The following is a 17,592-nucleotide window of genomic DNA, read 5'->3' as shown; positions in this document are numbered from 1 at the left end:
CACAAGGGGTTTCGGCGAGCTCAACCGGCGGAGGTGTCCATCCAGCGGTCCAGGGTCGGGGTGTTGGCCAGCAGCTTCTGGGTGTATTCCTCCTGCGGACGGTCCAGGACGTCGGCGGCCAGCCCGCCCTCGACCAGGCGTCCGTTCTGCAGCACCAGGACCCGGTCGGCGATGGAACGGACCAGGGCCAGGTCGTGGGTGACGAACAGCATCGAGATCTGCCGCTCGGCCTTGATCGAGTTGAGCAGTTCGGTGATCGAGCCCTGGATCGACACGTCCAGCGCCGAGGTGATCTCGTCGCAGACCAGGATGTCCGGTTCCACCGCGATCGCCCGGGCGATCGCCACCCGCTGGCGCTCGCCGCCGGAGAGCCGGTTGGTCCGCAGCGACATGGTCGACTCGCCCAGCTGGACGTCGTCCAGCAGCCGGGCGGCCCGCTCCCGGGCGGCCTTGCGCTTGGCGACCCCGAACAGCTCCAGCGGACGGACCAGGATCTGTTCGACCGTGCGGCGCGGGTTCAGCGACAGGTACGGATTCTGGAAGATGTACTGGACGCGGCGGCGCTGCTCGGCCGTCCGCTTGCGGGCCGCGTGGGCGAGCGGTTCGCCCTCCACCGCGATGGTGCCCTCCCAGTTGTCGTGGATGCCGCCGACACAACGCGAGATGGTGGTCTTGCCGGAGCCGGACTCACCGACCAGGGCGACGATCTCGCGCACTGCCAGGTCGAAGTTCACCCCGTGCACGACGTGGCTGGTGCCGTAGAAGATGTCCAGGTCGGAGACGGTGAGGATGATCTTCCGGTCCCGCCGCGGGTCGGTGTCGGCGACCACCCGGTCGGTGGGGTCCCACGGCGGCAGGGCGTCGGTGCGGATGCATGCGGCGAAATGACCGGGGGAGACCTCCACGTCCGGCGGCTCCTCCGCGGAGCATTCCGGGGCGGCGAAACTGCACCGATCGTTGAACCGGCACCCCGGCGGACGGTTGCCCGGCGCCGGCGTGCGGCCGGGAATCCCGGTCAGGGCGAACGGACGGTGCAGGTGCGGGATCGCGTTCAGCAGGGCACGGGTGTACGGGTGACTCGGGTTGGTGAAGATCTGCTTGACCGGGCCGATCTCGGCCAGCCGTCCGGCGTACATCACCGCCACCCGGTTCGAGATGGTGGCCACCACCGACAGGTCGTGGGTGACGTACAGGGCGGCGACGTCGAACCGTCGGCACAACTCCTCCAGGGTGCGCAGCACCATGCCCTGGGTGGTGACGTCCAGGCCGGTGGTGGGCTCGTCCAGCACCAACACCTGGGGACGGGGCAGGAAGACCATGGCCAGCGCCACCCGCTGCACCTGACCGCCGGAGAGCTGGTGCGGGTAGCGGCGGAGGAACGCCTCGTCGTTCGGCAGGCCCACCTCGGGCAGGATCTGCCGGATCCGCTCCGCGCGCTCGTCGGGCGTGCCGATGTCGTGCAGGTCCAGCAGCTCGCGCAGCTGGGCGCCGATCCGGATCGACGGGTTCAGCGCCGAGCTGGGATCCTGCGGCACGTAGCCGATCGTGACGCCACGAATGGCGCGCACCTGGGCCGGCCCGAGGTCGCGCACCTTGTGCCCGGCCACTTCGATGTCGCCGCCGGAGATGGCGGCCCCGGTGCGGGCGTAGCCGAGCAGGGCCGTGCCGGTGGTGGTCTTGCCCGAACCGGATTCGCCCACCAGGCCCAGGATCTCGCCCGCCGTCAGGGTCAGGTCGACGTGATCGACGACGTCCACACCCCGGGCCGGCAGGCTGATCCGCAGATCCTCGACTCGGCAGCGGACGTCTTCGGTGACGGTCTGGCTCATCATGCCCCCTTCGCGGCCCGCTGGCCGATGCCGTCGGCGATCAGGTTGGTGCCGATGGTGAACAGACCGATCAGGATGACCGGGGCCAGCACACCCCAGGGCTGCACCAGCAGCGCCAGCCGGTTCTCGTTGGTCATCTGGCCCCAGTCGGCGGCGCTCGGGTTGCTGGCGAAACCCAGGAAGCCGATCGCGGCGACGGTGCCGATCGAGTAGGTGAGCCGCAGGCCGGTCTCGGCCAGCAACGGCACCACCAGGTTCGGTCCGAGCTCGAACACGGCGATCCGCCAGCGCGGCTCGCCGATGGCCTCGGCGGCGGTGACGAAGTCGTTGTTCACGTACGACAGGGCGACGCCGCGGGCGACCCGGGCCACCCGCGGGGCGTGCGCGATGCCGACCAGCAGCACGATCATCCACCAGGTGGGCTGCTCCACGGCACTCAGCACGACCAGGGCGATCAAGATCTGCGGGAAGGCCAGCAGCACGTCGTTGCCACGCATCAGCAGCTCGTCCAGCCAGCCGCCCACGTAGGCGGCCGTGACGCCGACGACCAGCCCGAGCGCGACTCCCAGGACGGTGGCCAGCACCGCGATCATCAGCACCGACTGGCCGCCGTACAGCACCCGGCTGAGCACGTCCTGACCCAGGTAGTCGGTGCCCAGCGGGCCGCCCTCCATGGTGAACGGCTTGCCCACGATCTGGTTCTCGCCGTACGGCGCGAACAGCGGGCCGAGAACGGCCAGCACCACGACCACCAGGGCGATCACCGACCCGGTCACGATGCGCGGGTCGCGCAGCATGCCTCTCACTTCACCATCCCCGTCCGGGCGCGCGGTGTGAACAGGATCGACAGCACGTCGGCGATCAGGTTCACCAGCACGTAGACGGCGGCGATGATCATGGCCAGCGCCTGCACCATCGGGAAGTCGGAGTTGCGCACCGAATCGACCAGGGTGGCGCCGATGCCCGGATAGTTGAACAGGTACTCGATCAGCACCACGCCACCGACCAGCCAGGCCAGCTGCAGCGCGGTCACCTGAATCGTCGGCACCACGGTGTTCGGCAGCACGTGCCGGCGCAGCACCAGGTTCTCGGGGACGCCTTTGAGCCGGGCCAGTTCGACGTAGTCGGAGTCCATCGCCTCGATCATCGTCGAGCGCAGGATCCGGGACAGATACGGCACCACCGCGATGATCAGGGTGGCCACCGGCAAGATCATCGACGCCGGACGATCCCAGGGCGCGCCGCCGACCGGCATCACGGTGACCGCGGGCAGCCAGTGCAGGACGCTGGTCGAGAACAGCGCCACCAGCAGGATGCCGGTGACGAACTCGGGCAGACCGGCCAGCGCCAGGGTGAGGAACTGCAGGGTGTTGTCCAGCAGCCCGCCCCGCCACCGCGCCGCCAGCATGGCCAGACCGAGCGACATCGGGATCATGATCACCGCGGTCACCAGCACCAGGAAGGCGCTGTTGATCACCCGGTCGCCGATCAGTTCGACGACCGACAGGCCGTTGGCCGCCGAAACGCCGAGGTCGCCGCGCAGCAGGTCGCCGAGCCACATCAGGTAGCGCTGCCAGGCCGGCAGATCGAGGTGCAGCAACTGCTCCAGCGCGGCCACCCGGTCCGGGCTGACGTCGTAGTCCTTGCCGAGGATGGCCCGGACGGGGTCGCCCAGCGCGTTGGTGGCGAAGAACACGATGATCGACACCGCCAGCAGGGTGAGGATCGCCAGCCCGAGGCGGCGCAGCAGCCACTGCGTCCAGGCCCGGGCCGGAGAACCCACCCGGCGGGACGGCTGGTCGGCCGGGGCTTCGACCAGGACTTCCTGTTCCACGGCGCTCATGGCATCACCGGCCGGACCCGGTTGAATCGGAAGGCGGAGACGGGTTGCTCACGGGCCGGCTCGAGCCCGGTGACGAAGCTGCTGTAGGCGTCCACCTGGTTCTGGAATCCCCAGATGATGTAGCCGCCCTCCTCGTACTCGATGCGCTGGGCGTCCTGGACGAGCCGGCGCCGGCGGACGGGATCGACCTCACGCTGCGCGGACTGGATCAGGCCGGCGAACTTATCGTCGTAGAAGTGGGTCTCGTTGTACGGCGACGATTTCAGCGCACAGTTGGCTGCCTGCGGCAGGTAGAGCCGGGTGCTCCAGAAATCTTGGGCGAAGATCCAGGAGAGGTACTGGTCGCCGAAGAAGATGCCGCCGTCGACCTTGTTCAGCCGGACGTCCACGCCGGCCGCTTTCGCTTGCTGGACGAACAGGCTGGCTGCTTCCACCGCGCCCGCGCCGACGCCGGTGGAGGTGACCAACTCGACCTGCAGGTTTTCGTAGCCGGCGGCCTTGAGCAGCGATCGGGCCTTCTCGGGGTCGGGCTTGCGCTGTGGCACGTCGTTGCCGATGTAGTCGGGATCGAACGGTGCGTAGAGGTCGTTCGCGACGCGTCCGAAACCGTTGAAGGCCTGGTCGATGATCTGTTGCCGGTCGACGATCAGCCGCATCGCCTGCCGGACCCGGACGTCGTTGAACGGCTTGGCGTCCACCCGCATGGTGAACGGCACCCAGCCGCCGGTCTCGGAGACCAGGGTGTTCGCGCCCTGGCTTTCGATCGCCCCGGCCAGGTAGGTGGGCAGGTTGTCCAGCGACTGCACCTGGCCGGCCAGCAGCGCGTTCACCTTGGCGGCGTCGTCGCTGAAGTTGAGGATCACCAACTCTTCGAAGGTCGCCTTGACGTCCCAGTAGTCGTCGAACTTCAGGAACCGGCTGCGCTGCCCGGGGACGAAGGCGTCGTAGCGGAACGGACCGGTGCCGATCGGGTGCTTGACGTCGAAATCCTCCGGGACGATGCCCAGCGCGTAGCCGGCCATCACGGCGTCCAGAATCGCGTACGGAGACTTCAGCTTGAGCCGATAGGTGCGGCCGTCGAGCACCCGGCTGCCGGCGAGGTCGGCGATCGCGGCGATGTCCGAGGCCTGGGCGCCCGGATTCTTCGGGTTCAGCATCCGCTCCATGCTCGCCTTGAGATCGGCCGCGCGCACCGGACGCCCGTCGTGGAAGCGCAGCCCCTGCCGCAGCCGGAACGTCCACTCGGTCGCGTCGGCGTTGTGCTCCACCTCTTCGGCGAGGCCGTGCTCGATCTCGAACGCCGAGTTGAACCGCATCAGCGGCTCGAAGAGCTGCCGCACCCGGGCGATGTCGGGGTAGCTCACCGGGAAGTGCGGGTCGAGGGTGTCCTTCAAACCGCCGCCCGTGGTGGCGTGCACCAATTGCAGGTTGACCGCATCGGATGAGGGTGCTGCACAGCCGCTCATACCGAGAGTCGCGCCGGCCACCGAGGCGGCCCCCAACTGCAGAAATCGTCGTCGATTCATCCCCGTTGAAGACACCTCGCCAGGATTCGAATTCATCGTCACCTCCGTCAAGGTTGCCGCCAACCTAGGCCACAATGCGCTCGATGTCACAACCGTGCGGGGTGGACGGAGTGTCGCCGCGCACCGATCGGACCAGTGCCGGTGCGCCGGACGAGGGAAAGACAGGCGTCGATCGGCGGCTTGTTCAGGGTGCTGCGGATGCCGGAAGAATGCGCGCCAAATCTGCGTATCGCGCGCCTGTGGCGCGAAGATCGTGCGTCACAGCGCATGACTCCGAAATATCCGCCCGCCCCCGGCCGATGTCGCCGCACTCGGGACGATGCGCGTCCCAACCCTGCCGGAGCTGGTGGGCCCGGACTCGTGGAGCCGTCCGGACGTCCCGGCGCGATCGCCCCGGTCGCGGGTGTGGCTATTCCCCGGCGGGTCGGCGCTCGAGCCGCCTCCCTTATTCATACAGCCGTTCGATACTGGGTTGGGGTTGGGTCATCTCGTGTGGTGATCGGGGGCGGGGGCCAGCCGTCGGTCGAGCACGGCGAGGCCGACCCCGAGCGCGGTGAGTGCGGCACCGAGCGCCACCGGCAATTGGACGGCGTGCGCGACCAGGGCGCCCGCGGCGGCGGTTCCCGCCGAGCCGGCGGTGATCTTCAGCGCGCCGACCCAGACGAACACCTGGCCCCGGACCGCCGGCGGTGAGTACTCGCTGCGCGCCGCCAGCGTGGCGGCGAAGAAGAACGAGTTGAGGACGCCGGCCGTCGCGTAGCCGGCGGCCGCGATCCAGATGCCGGGGGCGAGCAGCACCCCGATCAGCGCGATGGCGACCAGGCTCGCGAGCAGCGGCATGGCGGCGTCCGGATCGCCGCGCAGCGGGCGGATCGTCACCAGCACCGATCCGGCCAGTCCGCCGAGCCCGTAGCAGGCGGCGAGCGCGCCCGCGGTGGCCGGATCGACGCCGAACAAACCCGCGCTGGCTACCGCGGTCACCGGCAGCACACCGACCGACAGGGCCACCATCGTGGTCAGGTACAGGGTCCGGCGCAGCGCCCCGGTGCGGGCGATGATCTGCAGGGTCCGGACGGGGTGCGGCACCTCGGCGTCCGTGCCGTGCGGCGCGGCATAGGGCAGCAGCCGGACGACGAAAGCGGCCAGCAGGGTGCCGCCGGCCAGCACCAGCGCCGCGACGGTCGCGTTCGTCCAGGCTGCGACGAGCGCGACCACACTCGGCCCGATGGTGCCGCCGATGCCGTAGGTGGCGACGTCCCAGCCCTGGGCCCGACGCTGCGCGACCAGATCCGGCCCGGCGATCGCCGGCAGTCGGGAACTGATCCCGCCGGTCAGCAGCGGGCCGACCACTCCGGACGCGACGAGCAGCGCCGCCGGGACACCCACCCAGCCGAACGGGTAGCTCAGCACGGCCGCGGCCAACAGCCCGCCGTGCAGCACACAGGCCGCGGCGAGCACCGTTCGGCCGTCGCGGGCCACGTCCGGGCTGCGGGCGACGAACGGGCCGGCCATGTGCGGCAGGGTGAGGCAGGCGCCGAGCAAGCCCGCCGTCCAGCCCGATCCGCCGGAGGTGGTGACCAGCAGCACGACGGCGACCACGCCGCCTCCGTCGGCGGTGCGAGCCAGGGTGGCCGCGATCACGTAGCGCGCCAGCCCCCAGCGGACGGCCTCACCGGCCGCACTCATCGCGTCGGCTGCAGGCCGAGCCTCTCGATGAGAGCGATCGCCTCGGCGCGCACCCCGTCGTCCAGTCCGCGAATCGGCAGCGGCAGGCAGGACCGACTCGCCGGCCCGTAGTGCTCGGCGACGGCGGCCATCACCCGCAGGCTGCCGACCCGGCCGAACAGCTCCCAGAAGGGGCGCAACCGTTCCGATTCGGCGACGGCGGCTGCGGCGTCCCCTTGCTGGACGGCCCTGGTGATGGTCAGCGCCGGCTGCGGCAGGGTGCCGCCGATCACCGAGTACCAGGCCTCGCAGCCCGCGATCAGGCCGGTGGCCGCCGCCGGATCGCCGGAGATCCCGATCGTCACCTGGGCGGGGAGGTGGGCGCGGATCTGTGCTACCCGCGCGGCGGCCGCGTCCGGATCGTCGGGCAGACCGGGGATCTTGATCGACGCCACGTTCGGCAGCGCGGTGATCCGCTGATAGAGCTCGTCGGTGAAGGTGAAGTGCGTGGTGCCCGGGTTGTCGTAGACGATCAGCGGCACCGACAAGTCGCCGGTGACGTCGGCATACAGGCCGTACACGTCGTCGTCGGTGTGGGTCTGGTAGGTCATCGGCGCCAGCAGCACGCCGACCACCCCGGCGTTCTGGGCGTCCTCGGCGAGGGCCCGGACGTGGCTGGTGCGCAGCGCGCCGATGCCGGCGAAGACCGGCACGTCGCCGGCGTTCTCGATCGCGATCCGCAGCGCCGTCCGGCGTTCCTCGCGGGACAGATACGCGTACGAGCCGGTCGAACCCAGCGCGGTGATCGAGTCGACCCCCGCGTCGACCAGCCGGCGGATCAGCCTGGCGTAGCCGGTCTGATCGAGGGCGTCGTCGCGCAGCGGGGTGAGCGGGAAGGCGCTCAGTCCGGTGAACAGGTTCATCGCGGTGCCTTTCGTGAGCCGGTGATCTCGGTACGGTCCAGTGCCTCGGCGAGGTCGGCGATCAGGTCGTCGGTGTCCTCCAGGCCGACCGACAACCGCAGGTGGCCGTAGGTCTGGAAGCCGGGCGGGTAGCCCTCGCTGCCGCCTCGGGTGCCGGGGCCGACGTGCACGATCAGGCTCTCGTCGTGGCCCAGTGAGAAGGCGGAGGTGATCACCCGCAGGTTGGCGACGAACCGATTCTGGGTGTCCGGGTCGCCGTCGATCGCGAAGGCGAGCATGCCGCCGTAGCCGCGGCCGCCGAACTGACGGGTGGCCAGGTCGTGCTGCGGGTGACCGGGAAGTCCCGGGTACTCCACGTAGGCGACCCGTGGATCGGCGGCCAGGAAGGTCGCGATCTGCTCCGCCGAGGCGAGCAGTTGCCGCAGCCGCAACGGAAGAGTCACCGAGCCGCGGATGATCAGCCAGGCGTTGAACGGCGAGATCACCCCGCCGACGTCCACCACCGCGTCGTGCCGGATCCGGTCGATCAGGTCGGCGCGTCCGGTCACCACGCCGCCCATCGCGTCGCCGTGGCCGTTGATGTACTTGGTCAGCGAATGGACCACCAGGTCGGCGCCGTCGGCGATCGGACGATAGAGCGGCGGGGGAGTGAAGGTGCCGTCGACGGTCAGGATCGCGCCGGCCCGATGGGCGATGTCGGCCATGGCGCGGATGTCGGCCACCTTCGTGGTCGGGTTGCCGATCGTCTCCACGTGCACGAGTTTCGTGTTGGGGCGGACTGCCGCGCGGACGCCGTCCAGATCGGCGACGTCGACGAAGGTGGCCTCGATGCCGTAGCGCTGCGGCAGCAGTTCGGCGAACAGCCGCCAGACCGCCTCGTAGCTGACGTCCGAGACCACGACGTGATCGCCGGACTTCAGCAGGGTGAAGAACACCCCGTGCAGCGCGGCCACCCCGGACGCGAAGCAGGCGGACGCGTCACCGCCGTCCATCGCGGCCAGCTTGCGTTCCAGGGACTGCTGGTTCACCCCGCCGTTGCGGGTGTAGGTGAGCTGATCGGTGGCCGACCAGTCCATCGCCGCCGGGTCGTCCGGCAGCCGGTACGAGTTCGCCATCACCAGCGGGGTGCGGAGCGCGCCGGTGCCCGCGTCGATGCTGTTGCCGCCGTGCACCGCCCAGGTGCCGAAGGCGACGGACGCCGGGTCGTGCTTGTCGGGACGCGCGGTCATCGGGGCTCCTGGGTGGACGGGCGGGCGATCAGCCGGCGGGTGGTGACGACATCGCTGCCCAGCCGGCGCAGCTGCCCGGCCAGCTCGTCGGCGGCCGTTTCGAGTTCGTCGTCAGTCATCGGGTCCAGCACGTCGAGGATGAACAGCACCGCGGACGTCGCGTCGGTCAGCTGGGTGCGGCGGCCCTGGCGCCAATTCCAGCGCCGGCAGGTGACGCCGGCGTCGTCGCACCAGATCACCTCGCCGGTCTCCGGGTGCTCGATGGCGGGCTCGCCGCCGGCGACGGTGTCGAACGGCTCGTCGCCGGTGGCCCGGATCAGCCGTGGCGCCCCCGCGTAATTCCGCAGGTTCTCCCCGCCGATCGGCAGCTGATGCAGCACCGAGATCGCGTTGTAGAGGTCGGTCAGCCGGTTGATCCGGGGCAGTCCGGTGACGGCCCGCCGGGTCAGCGCCTCGACGCTGGTCCGGGTGCGTTGCGGCTTGGCGCCGAAGCCGCGGAAGGCGTCCCGCCAGGCGGCGATGTGCGGCAGCTGCTCCACCGGGGTGCCCGCGGTCGCCCGCCTCGCCCATTCCTCGGCACGGACCAGCAGCGCCTCGCCGGCATCGTCCCCGGCGCCGGGTTCGATGCCGTCCGCGGCGATCAGCAGCGCGCGATAGTCGGGACGCAGCGCGAACACCTCGTCGGCCACGCTGGCCGAGGCGAGGAACGCGTCGAGTTCGGTGATGTCGGGCATGGGCTCCTTCTATCTCGATCCGGGCTCGGCTCGCCGGGACCGGGCTGCCGGATGACCATCATGGCCGTTTCGACGCACCCGCGCCCGTCGTCATAGGATCGAACGACGTGCCCGCACCGTCTATGCGGGGCAGAGAAAGGAACATCGCCATGCTGCGGACCCATCAGGCCGGAACCCTGCGCGCCTCCGACATCGGAACGACCGTCACCCTGACCGGCTGGGTGGCCCGCCGCCGAGACCATGGCGGTGTCGCCTTCGTCGATCTCAGGGACGCCTCCGGCGTCGTCCAGGTCGTCGTCCGGGACGAGGTGCTGGCCGCGTCCGGCGCCCACGAGCTGCGCAACGAGTACTGCGTCAAGGTGGTCGGCGAGATCGAGGCGCGGCCCGAGGGCAACGCCAACCCCGACCTGCCCACCGGTGAGATCGAGGTCGCGATCAGCGAGCTCGAGGTGCTCAACCCGTCCGCGCCGCTGCCGTTCCAGATCGACGAACGGGTCAGCGTCGGCGAGGAGGCCCGGCTCAAGTACCGCTATCTCGACCTGCGGCGTCCGGCCCCGGCCCGTGCGATCCGGCTGCGCTCTCAGGTGAACGCCGCCGCCCGCCGGGTGCTCGAGGCCCGCGACTTCGTCGAGATCGAGACCCCCACGATGACCCGCTCGACGCCCGAGGGTGCCCGCGACTTCATCGTGCCGGCCCGGCTGGCGCCCGGCTCCTGGTACGCCCTGCCGCAGTCCCCGCAGCTGTTCAAGCAGCTGCTGATGGTGGCCGGCATGGAGCGCTACTACCAGATCGCCCGCTGCTACCGCGACGAGGACTTCCGCGCCGACCGGCAGCCCGAGTTCACCCAGCTCGACATCGAGATGTCGTTCGTCGACCAGGAGGACGTGATCGCGCTCGGTGAGGCGCTGGCCACGGAGATCTGGTCGCTGATCGGCGTCGAGCTGCCCACCCCGTTCCCGCGGCTCACCTACGCCGAGGCGATGGACTGCTACGGCTCCGACAAGCCCGACCTGCGCTTCGAGGTGAAGCTGACCGAGCTGACCGCGTTCTTCGCCGACACCCCGTTCCGGGTCTTCCAGGCGCCCTATGTCGGTGCCGTGGTGATGCCGGGTGGGGCGTCCCAGCCGCGGCGCACCTTCGACGCCTGGCAGGAATGGGCCAAGCAGCGCGGCGCCCGCGGCCTGGCCTACGTCACCATCGCCGAGGACGGCACCCTGGGCGGTCCGGTCAGCAAGAACATCTCGGACGCCGAACGCGCCGGCCTGGCCGCCGCGGTGGGCGCCAACCCGGGTGACTGCGTCTTCTTCGCCGCCGGCGCCAAGGCGTCCTCGCAGGCGTTGCTCGGCGCCGCCCGCAACGAGATCGCCAAGCGCTGCGACCTGATCGCCGAGGGCAGCTGGTCGTTCGCGTGGGTGGTCGACGCGCCGCTGTTCAAGCCCACCGGCGAGGCGGTCGCCGAGGGCGACGTGGCGGTCGGCGCCGGCGCCTGGACGGCGGTGCACCACGCCTTCACCTCGCCGCAGGACCTGGACACCTTCGACACCGATCCCGGCAACGCGCTGGCCTGGGCCTACGACATGATCTGCAACGGCAACGAGATCGGCGGCGGCTCGATCCGTATCCACCGCCGCGACATCCAGGAGCGGGTGTTCGCCGTGATGGGGCTCGCCGAGGAAGAGGCCCAGGAGAAGTTCGGCTTCCTGCTGGACGCCTTCAAGTACGGCGCCCCGCCGCACGGCGGCATCGCCTTCGGCTGGGACCGGATCGTGGCCCTGCTGTCCGGTTCGGAGTCGATCCGCGACGTGATCGCCTTCCCGAAGAGCGGCGGCGGCTACGACCCGCTGACCGGTGCGCCGGCCCCGATTTCGCCGGAGCAGCGCAAGGAGGCCGGGGTGGACGCCAAGCCGCCCGCAGCCAAGGCCGCTGAGCCGGCCCAAGGCTGATCCTCCCCACCACAAGGCCCTGCCTAACCAGTTCTGCCCTCCCGCATGTGAGAGGGCAGAACCAGTCAGGGAAGCGCTGATTTCCGTTGGTCGAGCTTGTCGAGACCGCTATGGCAACGGGTTTCGACAAGCTCAACCAGCGCAACACCGCATTGATCAGCGGTGGGTTCTACGGTGTCAGCGCAAGTCGTCGGGGTTGGCCAGGTCCTGGTCGTCCTCGGTGCCGTCGCCGTCGCCGTCGCTGGCCAGCAGGCCGTAGAGGCTGCGCCGGGTCTCGGCGAGGATCTGGGCCGCCTGCTGCTGCTGGGCCCGGCTGCCGGAGCGGGTCAGCTCCTGGGCCGCCATCGCCAGGGAACTGAACTCCTTCCACAGCCCGCGCAGCACCTCGGGGTGCTCCGGGGCGTTCTCGGCGTTGAAGGCGTCCCACGGCTTGGGGTCGATCAGCGCCGCGGCGGTCTGGCCACCCTCGGTGAGCCGGTAGGCCTTGGCGCCGTTGTTGTCGAACGGCTCGATCAGCCGCTCGTCCTCCAGCTGGGACAGCGCCGGGTAGATCGCTCCGGGGGACGGCTTCCAGCCGCCGCCGGTGCGCTCGGCCATGGTCTGGATCATCTGGTAGCCGTTCATCGGCTCCTCGGCCAGCAGGGCGAGGACGGCTTGCCGGATGTCACCCCGGCGGGCGCGTCCGCGACCCCGTCCGCCGAAACCGCGACTGGCGAACGGGCCGCCAGGGCCGAAGGGGCTGTGCGGCCCGAACGGACCGGCCGGACCGAAGGGTCCGCGGGGCCCGAAGAACGGGTCGCCGCCGAAGGCCTGGCCGCCCCGGGCATGGCCCTCGCCGCGCGGTCCGCGACGGGGGCGCTGGTCATCACGCTTGCCGCGGAAGTCCCGCGGCTCAAAATCCTGGTTCCACATGAGTGGACTCCTTTCGTAGGTATCTCGTTGTGTCAAAGATATATCGCGAGTGTTCGCAACGCAAATGATGGGTGTCTGGCGCGGGCCTCGGGTCCGGCCTCAGGTCCGGCGTCCGGGATCGACGTTGCCCTGCTTCAGCGTCTTTCACCGGGTTTGAACCTGTGCAATGACGCTGAACCCGGGCAACGTCGGACGGCCGGTCGGGACGCGCGGTGCGGACTGTCGGCGTCCACTCGTAGACTCGGCGCAGTGGAGGATCTCTTCGGCAACACCGACCCCGTCACCGCAGCGCCGGGCGGGTCGCTGAGCACCCCGTCCGCGGACGCCCCGCTGGCCGTCCGGATGCGGCCGCGCAACGTCGACGAGATCGTCGGCCAGCAGCATCTGCTCGGCCCCGGTTCTCCGCTGCGCCGGCTCGCCGAGGGGGACGCCGCCATGTCGGTGTTCCTGTGGGGGCCGCCCGGCGTCGGCAAGACCACCATCGCCGCGGTGGTGTCGCAGTCGGCGAAGCGGCGCTTCGTCGAGTTGTCCGCGGTGACCGCGGGGGTCCGCGAGGTCCGCGCCGAGTTGGACGCCGCCCGCCGCGAACTGGCCCGCGGCCGGTCCACCGTCCTGTTCGTGGACGAGGTGCACCGATTCTCCAAGGCCCAGCAGGACGTCCTGCTGCCGGCGGTGGAGAACCGACTGGTCACCCTGATCGCCGCCACCACCGAGAACCCGTCCTTCTCGGTGATCGCGCCGCTGCTGTCCCGCTCGCTGCTGCTCACCCTGAAGTCGCTGACCGACGCCGACCTCGGCGTGCTGATCGATCGGGCGCTGACCGACGAACGCGGGCTCGGCGGCGCCTTCACCCTCACCGACGAGGCCCGCGCCGACCTGCTCCGGCTGGCCGGCGGGGACGCCCGTCGCGCCCTCACCTACCTGGAGGAATCAGCCGCCGGCACCGCGTCCGCCGGCCAGGACAGCATCACCCCCGAGGCGATCAGCCGCGCCGTCGATCGGGCCGCCGTCCGCTACGACAAGGACGGCGACCAGCACTACGACGTGATCAGCGCCTTCATCAAGTCACTGCGCGGCTCCGACGTGCAGGCGGCGCTGCACTACCTGGCCCGGATGATCGAGGCCGGCGAAGATCCCCGGTTCATCGCCCGGCGGCTGGTGATCCTGGCCAGCGAAGACATCGGCATGGCGGCTCCCTCGGTGCTGCAGACCTGCGTGGCGGCCGCGCAGGCCGTCCAGCTGATCGGCATGCCGGAGGCCCGGCTCAATCTCGCCCATGCGGTGGTGGCCTGCGCGCTGGCGCCCAAGTCGAACGCGGTGACGCTCGGCATCGACGCGGCGCTGGCCGACGTCCGGGCCGGACGGATCGGGCAGGTGCCGCCGCACCTGCGTGACGCGCACTACGCCGGCGCCAAGGCGCTCGGCCACGGCAAGGGCTACAAATACGCCCACGACCATCCGCACGGGGTGGCCGCTCAGCAGTACCTGCCCGACGAGCTGGCCGGCGCCCGCTACTACGTGCCCACCGACCACGGCAACGAGGCCGGCATGGCCGAACGGATGGAGACCCTGGACGAGCTGCTCGGACGCCCTTCCTCGTAGCCGGCGACCCGGACCGACCACATCGCCCGGGTTCGGCGTCCTTCACCGGGTTGGAACCACGGAAAGGACGTCAAGGCAGGGCAACGTCAAGCGGGCAACGTCGCGCCAGGGTTGCGGACGGCTCAGCGCAGGTAACCCAGTTGTGGGAACGCCCGGCGATACTCGGCCAGCAGTTCGGACGCCACCGCGGCCGAGTCGACCAGCGGATGGTGGGTGAGCGCCAGCCGGGCCGCCCGTGCCGAGCCGGTGATGGCGGCCTCGATCGTCCAGCGCTCCACCTGCTTGATCGTGGCGACCAGGCCGCGGGCATAGTCGGGCAGCGGGGCCAGCGGCAGCGGATGCAGGCCGCGTCCGTCCACCCGGCAGGGCGCCTCGATCACCGCGTCGTCGGGCAGCTCGGGCAGCCGTCCGGCATTGGGCAGGTTGAGGATCAGGGTGGCCGGCTCGTCGCGTCCGATGGCTCGCATGATCGCCAGCGCCACCCCCTCGTAGCCGCCTGAGACCAGGTCGGCGATCGAGCGCTCGAAGCCGCCGGCGGCCTCCCGGTTGGCCGCGCCGTAGGTCTCCTCGCGCTCCCGGCGGGTGGCGTCCCAGGCGGCCAGGGCGGCGTCCGGGGCGGTGGGACAGTCGCGGTAGAAGCGGTCCTGCTGCTCGGCCAGGAACGCGCCGCGACCGCCGCCGGTGCCGCCCTCGCGGCGGAAGTAGAACCAGTGCAGGTACTCGTTCGGCAGCGCACCCAGGTCGCCGATCAGCTGGGGTCCGAACAGCCGGCCCTCCTCGACGGTGTGCAGCGCGTCCGCGTCGGCGAGCAGTTCGGGCAGCCGATCGACGCCGTCCACCAGCAGGCCGCGCAGCCAGCCCAGATGGTTCAGCCCCACGTAGTCGGGCTGCGCGGACGCCGGATCGACGCCGAGCGCGGCGGCGGCGCGACGGGCCAGCGCGACCGGCGAATCGCAGATGCCGACCACCCGGGGATGGACGGCGCTGAGTGCCTCGGTGACCATGCCGGCCGGGTTGGTGAAGTTGATCAGCCAGGCCTGCGGCGCGACCTGGGCGACGGTGCGGGCCAGGTCGAGCGAGGCGGGAATGCTGCGCAGCGCGTAGGCGATCCCGCCGGCGCCGACCGTCTCCTGGCCGATCAGCCCGTGCCCGGCGGCGATCCGCTCGTCCAGCACCCGAGCCGCGGTCCCACCGGCCCGCAGTGCGGAGAACACGAAGTCGGCGCCCTGCAGAGCCTCGGCCGGGTCGGTGTGCACGGTGTGCCGCAGTCGCGCCGAACCACCGGCCTGCGCGGTCAGCACCCGGTCGATCACCGCCAACCGCCTCGGGTCGACGTCCAGCAGCGCGACCTGGTCGATCAGGTCGTCCGCCAGCAGTGCCGCATGTACCAGCGGCACCCGGAACCCGCCGCCCCCGACGATGGTCAGCTTCATGGCCGCAGCCCATCCCACCCCGCCGCCAGATCGGCCGCCGTAATCGTGGTGAGCTCGGACAGCGACGGGGGCTCGGACACCTCATCGCCGAAGACTCGAAGATCGCGCTCCCGGGCGGCGCCTTCAACGAGGTTCCGGACGAAACGCGCGTTGCCGAAGGCCGGATCGTCGAACCCGCCGCTCTCCTCCAGTGAGCTCAGTCGCTGCCGCAAATAGCGGAGGCCGCCTTCGTTGATGGTGTTGCCGGAGCCAGCCGCCATTAGTTGCGCGATCTGGACCAGTTCCGGCGTCCGGTAAGGGTCGAAGCGGATGGTGGTGGTGAACCGGGATCGGAGTCCAGGATTCGAATCCAGGAACCGGGTCATCGGCTCGGTATACCCCGCCACGATCACCACCAGCCGCTCCCGGTCGTCCTCCATCCGCTTCAGCAGGGTATCGATCGCCTCCTGCCCGAAGGGGTCGCCCGCGTCGAAACCCTCGGTCTGCAGCGCGTAGGCCTCGTCGACGAAGAGCACCCCGTCAAGTGCGGAGTCGATCGCCGTCGTCGTGCGGGCGACGGTGTGGCCGTGGTACTCGCCGATCATTCCCGACCGGTCCACCTCGATCACCCGGCCGTCGGCCAGGATGCCCAGAGCGCGGTAGAGCCGGCCCAGGATGCGGGCGATGGTCGTCTTCCCGGTGCCGGGCGGACCGGTGAACACGAAGTGCTCAGTCAGCCGGCCCTGCGGCAGGCCGGCGTCACGCCGCGCCAGGTTCGCCCGGGTCTGGGCCAGTACGCGCTTGACCTGGGCCTTCACCCCGGGAAGCCCGATCTGCGCGTCCAGATCGGCCAACACCTCGGCCACCGTCTCCTCCGCCCCCGGCGGCCTCTGGTTCGTACCTGCCGGCTCCGCGGTCGCGGGCCCGGGGCGGGCCGGAACCGGCTGTGGGGGAGCGGGCTCATCCGGGACGCGTTCGCCGAGGCTACGGACCCGGATGATGGCGTAGTTCGAGTCGCGCAAGGCTTCGGTCACTTCGGACAGGCCGGGGTTGAGGGCGTATGCCCGGTGCAGGTGGTCGCGGGCGGCGTCCTCGCGTCCTTCTGAGCGGGCGATCAGACCTAGAAACAGCTGAGCTTCGGCGTGGGTGTCCGGCACCGCCTGCTGTCGCAAGACGGCCATCAGATGATCCCGGGCGGGTGCGATCGCGGACAGCTGAGCGAGCGCGACCGCGCTGAGCAGTCGGCTCTCGGCATCGAAATACGGGTCGCCGCCGAGGATCGGCAGCAGGGTCCGAACGGTCTCCTCCGGGTTCTCGCTGGCGAAGGCGAGCCGTCCGGCGAGGAACCGGGACGGCACCGCGGTGGGAACGGTGCGTCGCAGCGCGGACGACGCTAGGTCGAGTTCGTTGCGGGCCAGATGCATCGCAGCCACCGCGCAGAACAGGTCGAGGTGGTCTTCGAGGCTGTGCGACACGTAGGTGCCGATGTTGTAGCGCGAGGTCAGTCGGCGATTCGCTCGGGTGCGCTCCTGCCCGAACCGGCGCTCATTGCGCGCCATGGCCGACAGTGCTTCCTCTTCACGGACACCGCAGGCGTGCAGGCCCAGCCAGGCGTCGGCCATCCCGGGATCGATGTCGACGGCGCGCTCGAAATGCTCTCGGGCGCGCCCACGGTTGGTCGGCAGTTCGTAAACGCCACTGAGCCAGTGACTGCGTGCCCGCGTCGTTTCCAGTACCACAGTGATCCCAACTCACTCCTCCGGTGGACAACGCAAGTATCCGCCGATCTTCGCCCCGGCGTCTCGACGCGGTCGCGATCCGGGCGCCCACGGCCCTCTGTGCGACCCGGGACGGTTCTCAAGGGAGCAGGAGCTGCTCGACGAGGTGCGGGACCGCTAAGAGTTCCCCCACCCCAGCGCTCGCCTAACTATTTGGGGCTCGCTGAACTCAGCGAGCCCCAAATAGTTAGGCGAG

General features: G+C 70.5%; 13 protein-coding genes. 2 read left to right on the top strand and 11 right to left on the bottom strand.

Features of this window, described 5'->3' with window-relative positions; all coding sequences use genetic code 11:
- Window positions 1–20: 20 nt before the first annotated feature.
- The 8 genes from QM582_RS05460 to QM582_RS05425 form a co-directional block, all read right to left on the bottom strand.
- The gene (locus QM582_RS05460; RefSeq protein ID WP_415082463.1) at window positions 21–1,829 is read right to left on the bottom strand and encodes an ABC transporter ATP-binding protein; all 1,809 of its coding nucleotides are present in this window, start codon (window positions 1,827–1,829) and stop codon (window positions 21–23) included.
- Window positions 1,829–2,626 carry an ABC transporter permease gene (locus QM582_RS05455; protein WP_415082501.1) on the bottom strand — a complete coding sequence of 266 codons (798 nt, stop codon included), beginning with the start codon at window positions 2,624–2,626 and terminating at the stop codon, window positions 1,829–1,831. Before QM582_RS05455 ends, QM582_RS05460 begins: the two co-directional genes overlap by 1 nt.
- A gap of 5 nt (window positions 2,627–2,631) precedes the next feature.
- Complete coding sequence (locus QM582_RS05450; RefSeq protein WP_415082461.1) at window positions 2,632–3,672, bottom strand: ABC transporter permease; 1,041 nt, start codon at window positions 3,670–3,672, stop codon at window positions 2,632–2,634.
- Window positions 3,669–5,090 (bottom strand): ABC transporter substrate-binding protein, encoded by a 1,422-nt coding sequence (locus tag QM582_RS05445; protein ID WP_415082459.1) that lies wholly within the window; start codon window positions 5,088–5,090, stop codon window positions 3,669–3,671. Before QM582_RS05445 ends, QM582_RS05450 begins: the two co-directional genes overlap by 4 nt.
- A 591-nt stretch (window positions 5,091–5,681) precedes the next feature.
- Window positions 5,682–6,884 (bottom strand): hypothetical protein, encoded by a 1,203-nt coding sequence (locus QM582_RS05440; RefSeq protein WP_415082457.1) that lies wholly within the window; start codon window positions 6,882–6,884, stop codon window positions 5,682–5,684.
- The gene (locus tag QM582_RS05435) at window positions 6,881–7,786 is read right to left on the bottom strand and encodes a dihydrodipicolinate synthase family protein (protein ID WP_415082455.1); all 906 of its coding nucleotides are present in this window, start codon (window positions 7,784–7,786) and stop codon (window positions 6,881–6,883) included. Before QM582_RS05435 ends, QM582_RS05440 begins: the two co-directional genes overlap by 4 nt.
- Window positions 7,783–9,015 (bottom strand): trans-sulfuration enzyme family protein, encoded by a 1,233-nt coding sequence (locus tag QM582_RS05430; protein WP_415082453.1) that lies wholly within the window; start codon window positions 9,013–9,015, stop codon window positions 7,783–7,785. The genes QM582_RS05435 and QM582_RS05430 overlap by 4 nt, the downstream gene beginning before the upstream one ends.
- On the bottom strand, window positions 9,012–9,749 hold the full coding sequence (locus QM582_RS05425; RefSeq protein WP_415082451.1) for a B3/4 domain-containing protein: 738 nt from the start codon (window positions 9,747–9,749) through the stop codon (window positions 9,012–9,014). Before QM582_RS05425 ends, QM582_RS05430 begins: the two co-directional genes overlap by 4 nt.
- A gap of 149 nt (window positions 9,750–9,898) precedes the next feature.
- Here QM582_RS05425 and aspS point away from each other — a divergent pair, with 149 nt between their 5' ends.
- Window positions 9,899–11,692: an aspartate--tRNA ligase gene (gene aspS, locus QM582_RS05420; RefSeq protein WP_415082449.1), complete on the top strand. Its 1,794-nt coding sequence runs from the start codon at window positions 9,899–9,901 to the stop codon at window positions 11,690–11,692.
- Window positions 11,693–11,869: 177 nt separating this feature from the next.
- On the opposite strand, the gene QM582_RS05415 is transcribed toward aspS, so the two are convergent.
- Window positions 11,870–12,604: a helix-turn-helix transcriptional regulator gene (locus tag QM582_RS05415; RefSeq protein WP_415082447.1), complete on the bottom strand. Its 735-nt coding sequence runs from the start codon at window positions 12,602–12,604 to the stop codon at window positions 11,870–11,872.
- 249 nt (window positions 12,605–12,853) lie between these two features.
- Here QM582_RS05415 and QM582_RS05410 point away from each other — a divergent pair, with 249 nt between their 5' ends.
- Window positions 12,854–14,206 (top strand): replication-associated recombination protein A, encoded by a 1,353-nt coding sequence (locus tag QM582_RS05410; RefSeq protein ID WP_415082445.1) that lies wholly within the window; start codon window positions 12,854–12,856, stop codon window positions 14,204–14,206.
- A gap of 122 nt (window positions 14,207–14,328) precedes the next feature.
- On the opposite strand, the gene QM582_RS05405 is transcribed toward QM582_RS05410, so the two are convergent.
- Both QM582_RS05405 and QM582_RS05400 read right to left on the bottom strand, forming a co-directional pair.
- Window positions 14,329–15,639: a 6-phospho-beta-glucosidase gene (locus tag QM582_RS05405; RefSeq protein WP_415082443.1), complete on the bottom strand. Its 1,311-nt coding sequence runs from the start codon at window positions 15,637–15,639 to the stop codon at window positions 14,329–14,331.
- The gene (locus QM582_RS05400) at window positions 15,636–17,357 is read right to left on the bottom strand and encodes an AAA family ATPase (protein WP_415082441.1); all 1,722 of its coding nucleotides are present in this window, start codon (window positions 17,355–17,357) and stop codon (window positions 15,636–15,638) included. Before QM582_RS05400 ends, QM582_RS05405 begins: the two co-directional genes overlap by 4 nt.
- Window positions 17,358–17,592 lie beyond the last annotated feature (235 nt).

The sequence above is a fragment of the Micropruina sp. genome (assembly GCF_047607385.1).
GTDB lineage: Bacteria > Actinomycetota > Actinomycetes > Propionibacteriales > Propionibacteriaceae > Micropruina.
This window is presented reverse-complemented; position numbering and strand designations above follow the sequence as displayed.

Coding starts and splice junctions, on each gene's coding strand:
- aspS (WP_415082449.1), top strand. CDS start 9,899: ATGCTGCGGACCCATCAGGCCGGAACCCTGCGCGCCTCCGACATCGGA.
- QM582_RS05450 (WP_415082461.1), bottom strand. CDS start 3,672: ATGAGCGCCGTGGAACAGGAAGTCCTGGTCGAAGCCCCGGCCGACCAG.
- QM582_RS05425 (WP_415082451.1), bottom strand. CDS start 9,749: ATGCCCGACATCACCGAACTCGACGCGTTCCTCGCCTCGGCCAGCGTG.
- QM582_RS05460 (WP_415082463.1), bottom strand. CDS start 1,829: ATGAGCCAGACCGTCACCGAAGACGTCCGCTGCCGAGTCGAGGATCTG.
- QM582_RS05455 (WP_415082501.1), bottom strand. CDS start 2,626: ATGCTGCGCGACCCGCGCATCGTGACCGGGTCGGTGATCGCCCTGGTG.
- QM582_RS05435 (WP_415082455.1), bottom strand. CDS start 7,786: ATGAACCTGTTCACCGGACTGAGCGCCTTCCCGCTCACCCCGCTGCGC.
- QM582_RS05430 (WP_415082453.1), bottom strand. CDS start 9,015: ATGACCGCGCGTCCCGACAAGCACGACCCGGCGTCCGTCGCCTTCGGC.
- QM582_RS05415 (WP_415082447.1), bottom strand. CDS start 12,604: ATGTGGAACCAGGATTTTGAGCCGCGGGACTTCCGCGGCAAGCGTGAT.
- QM582_RS05440 (WP_415082457.1), bottom strand. CDS start 6,884: ATGAGTGCGGCCGGTGAGGCCGTCCGCTGGGGGCTGGCGCGCTACGTG.
- QM582_RS05405 (WP_415082443.1), bottom strand. CDS start 15,639: ATGAAGCTGACCATCGTCGGGGGCGGCGGGTTCCGGGTGCCGCTGGTA.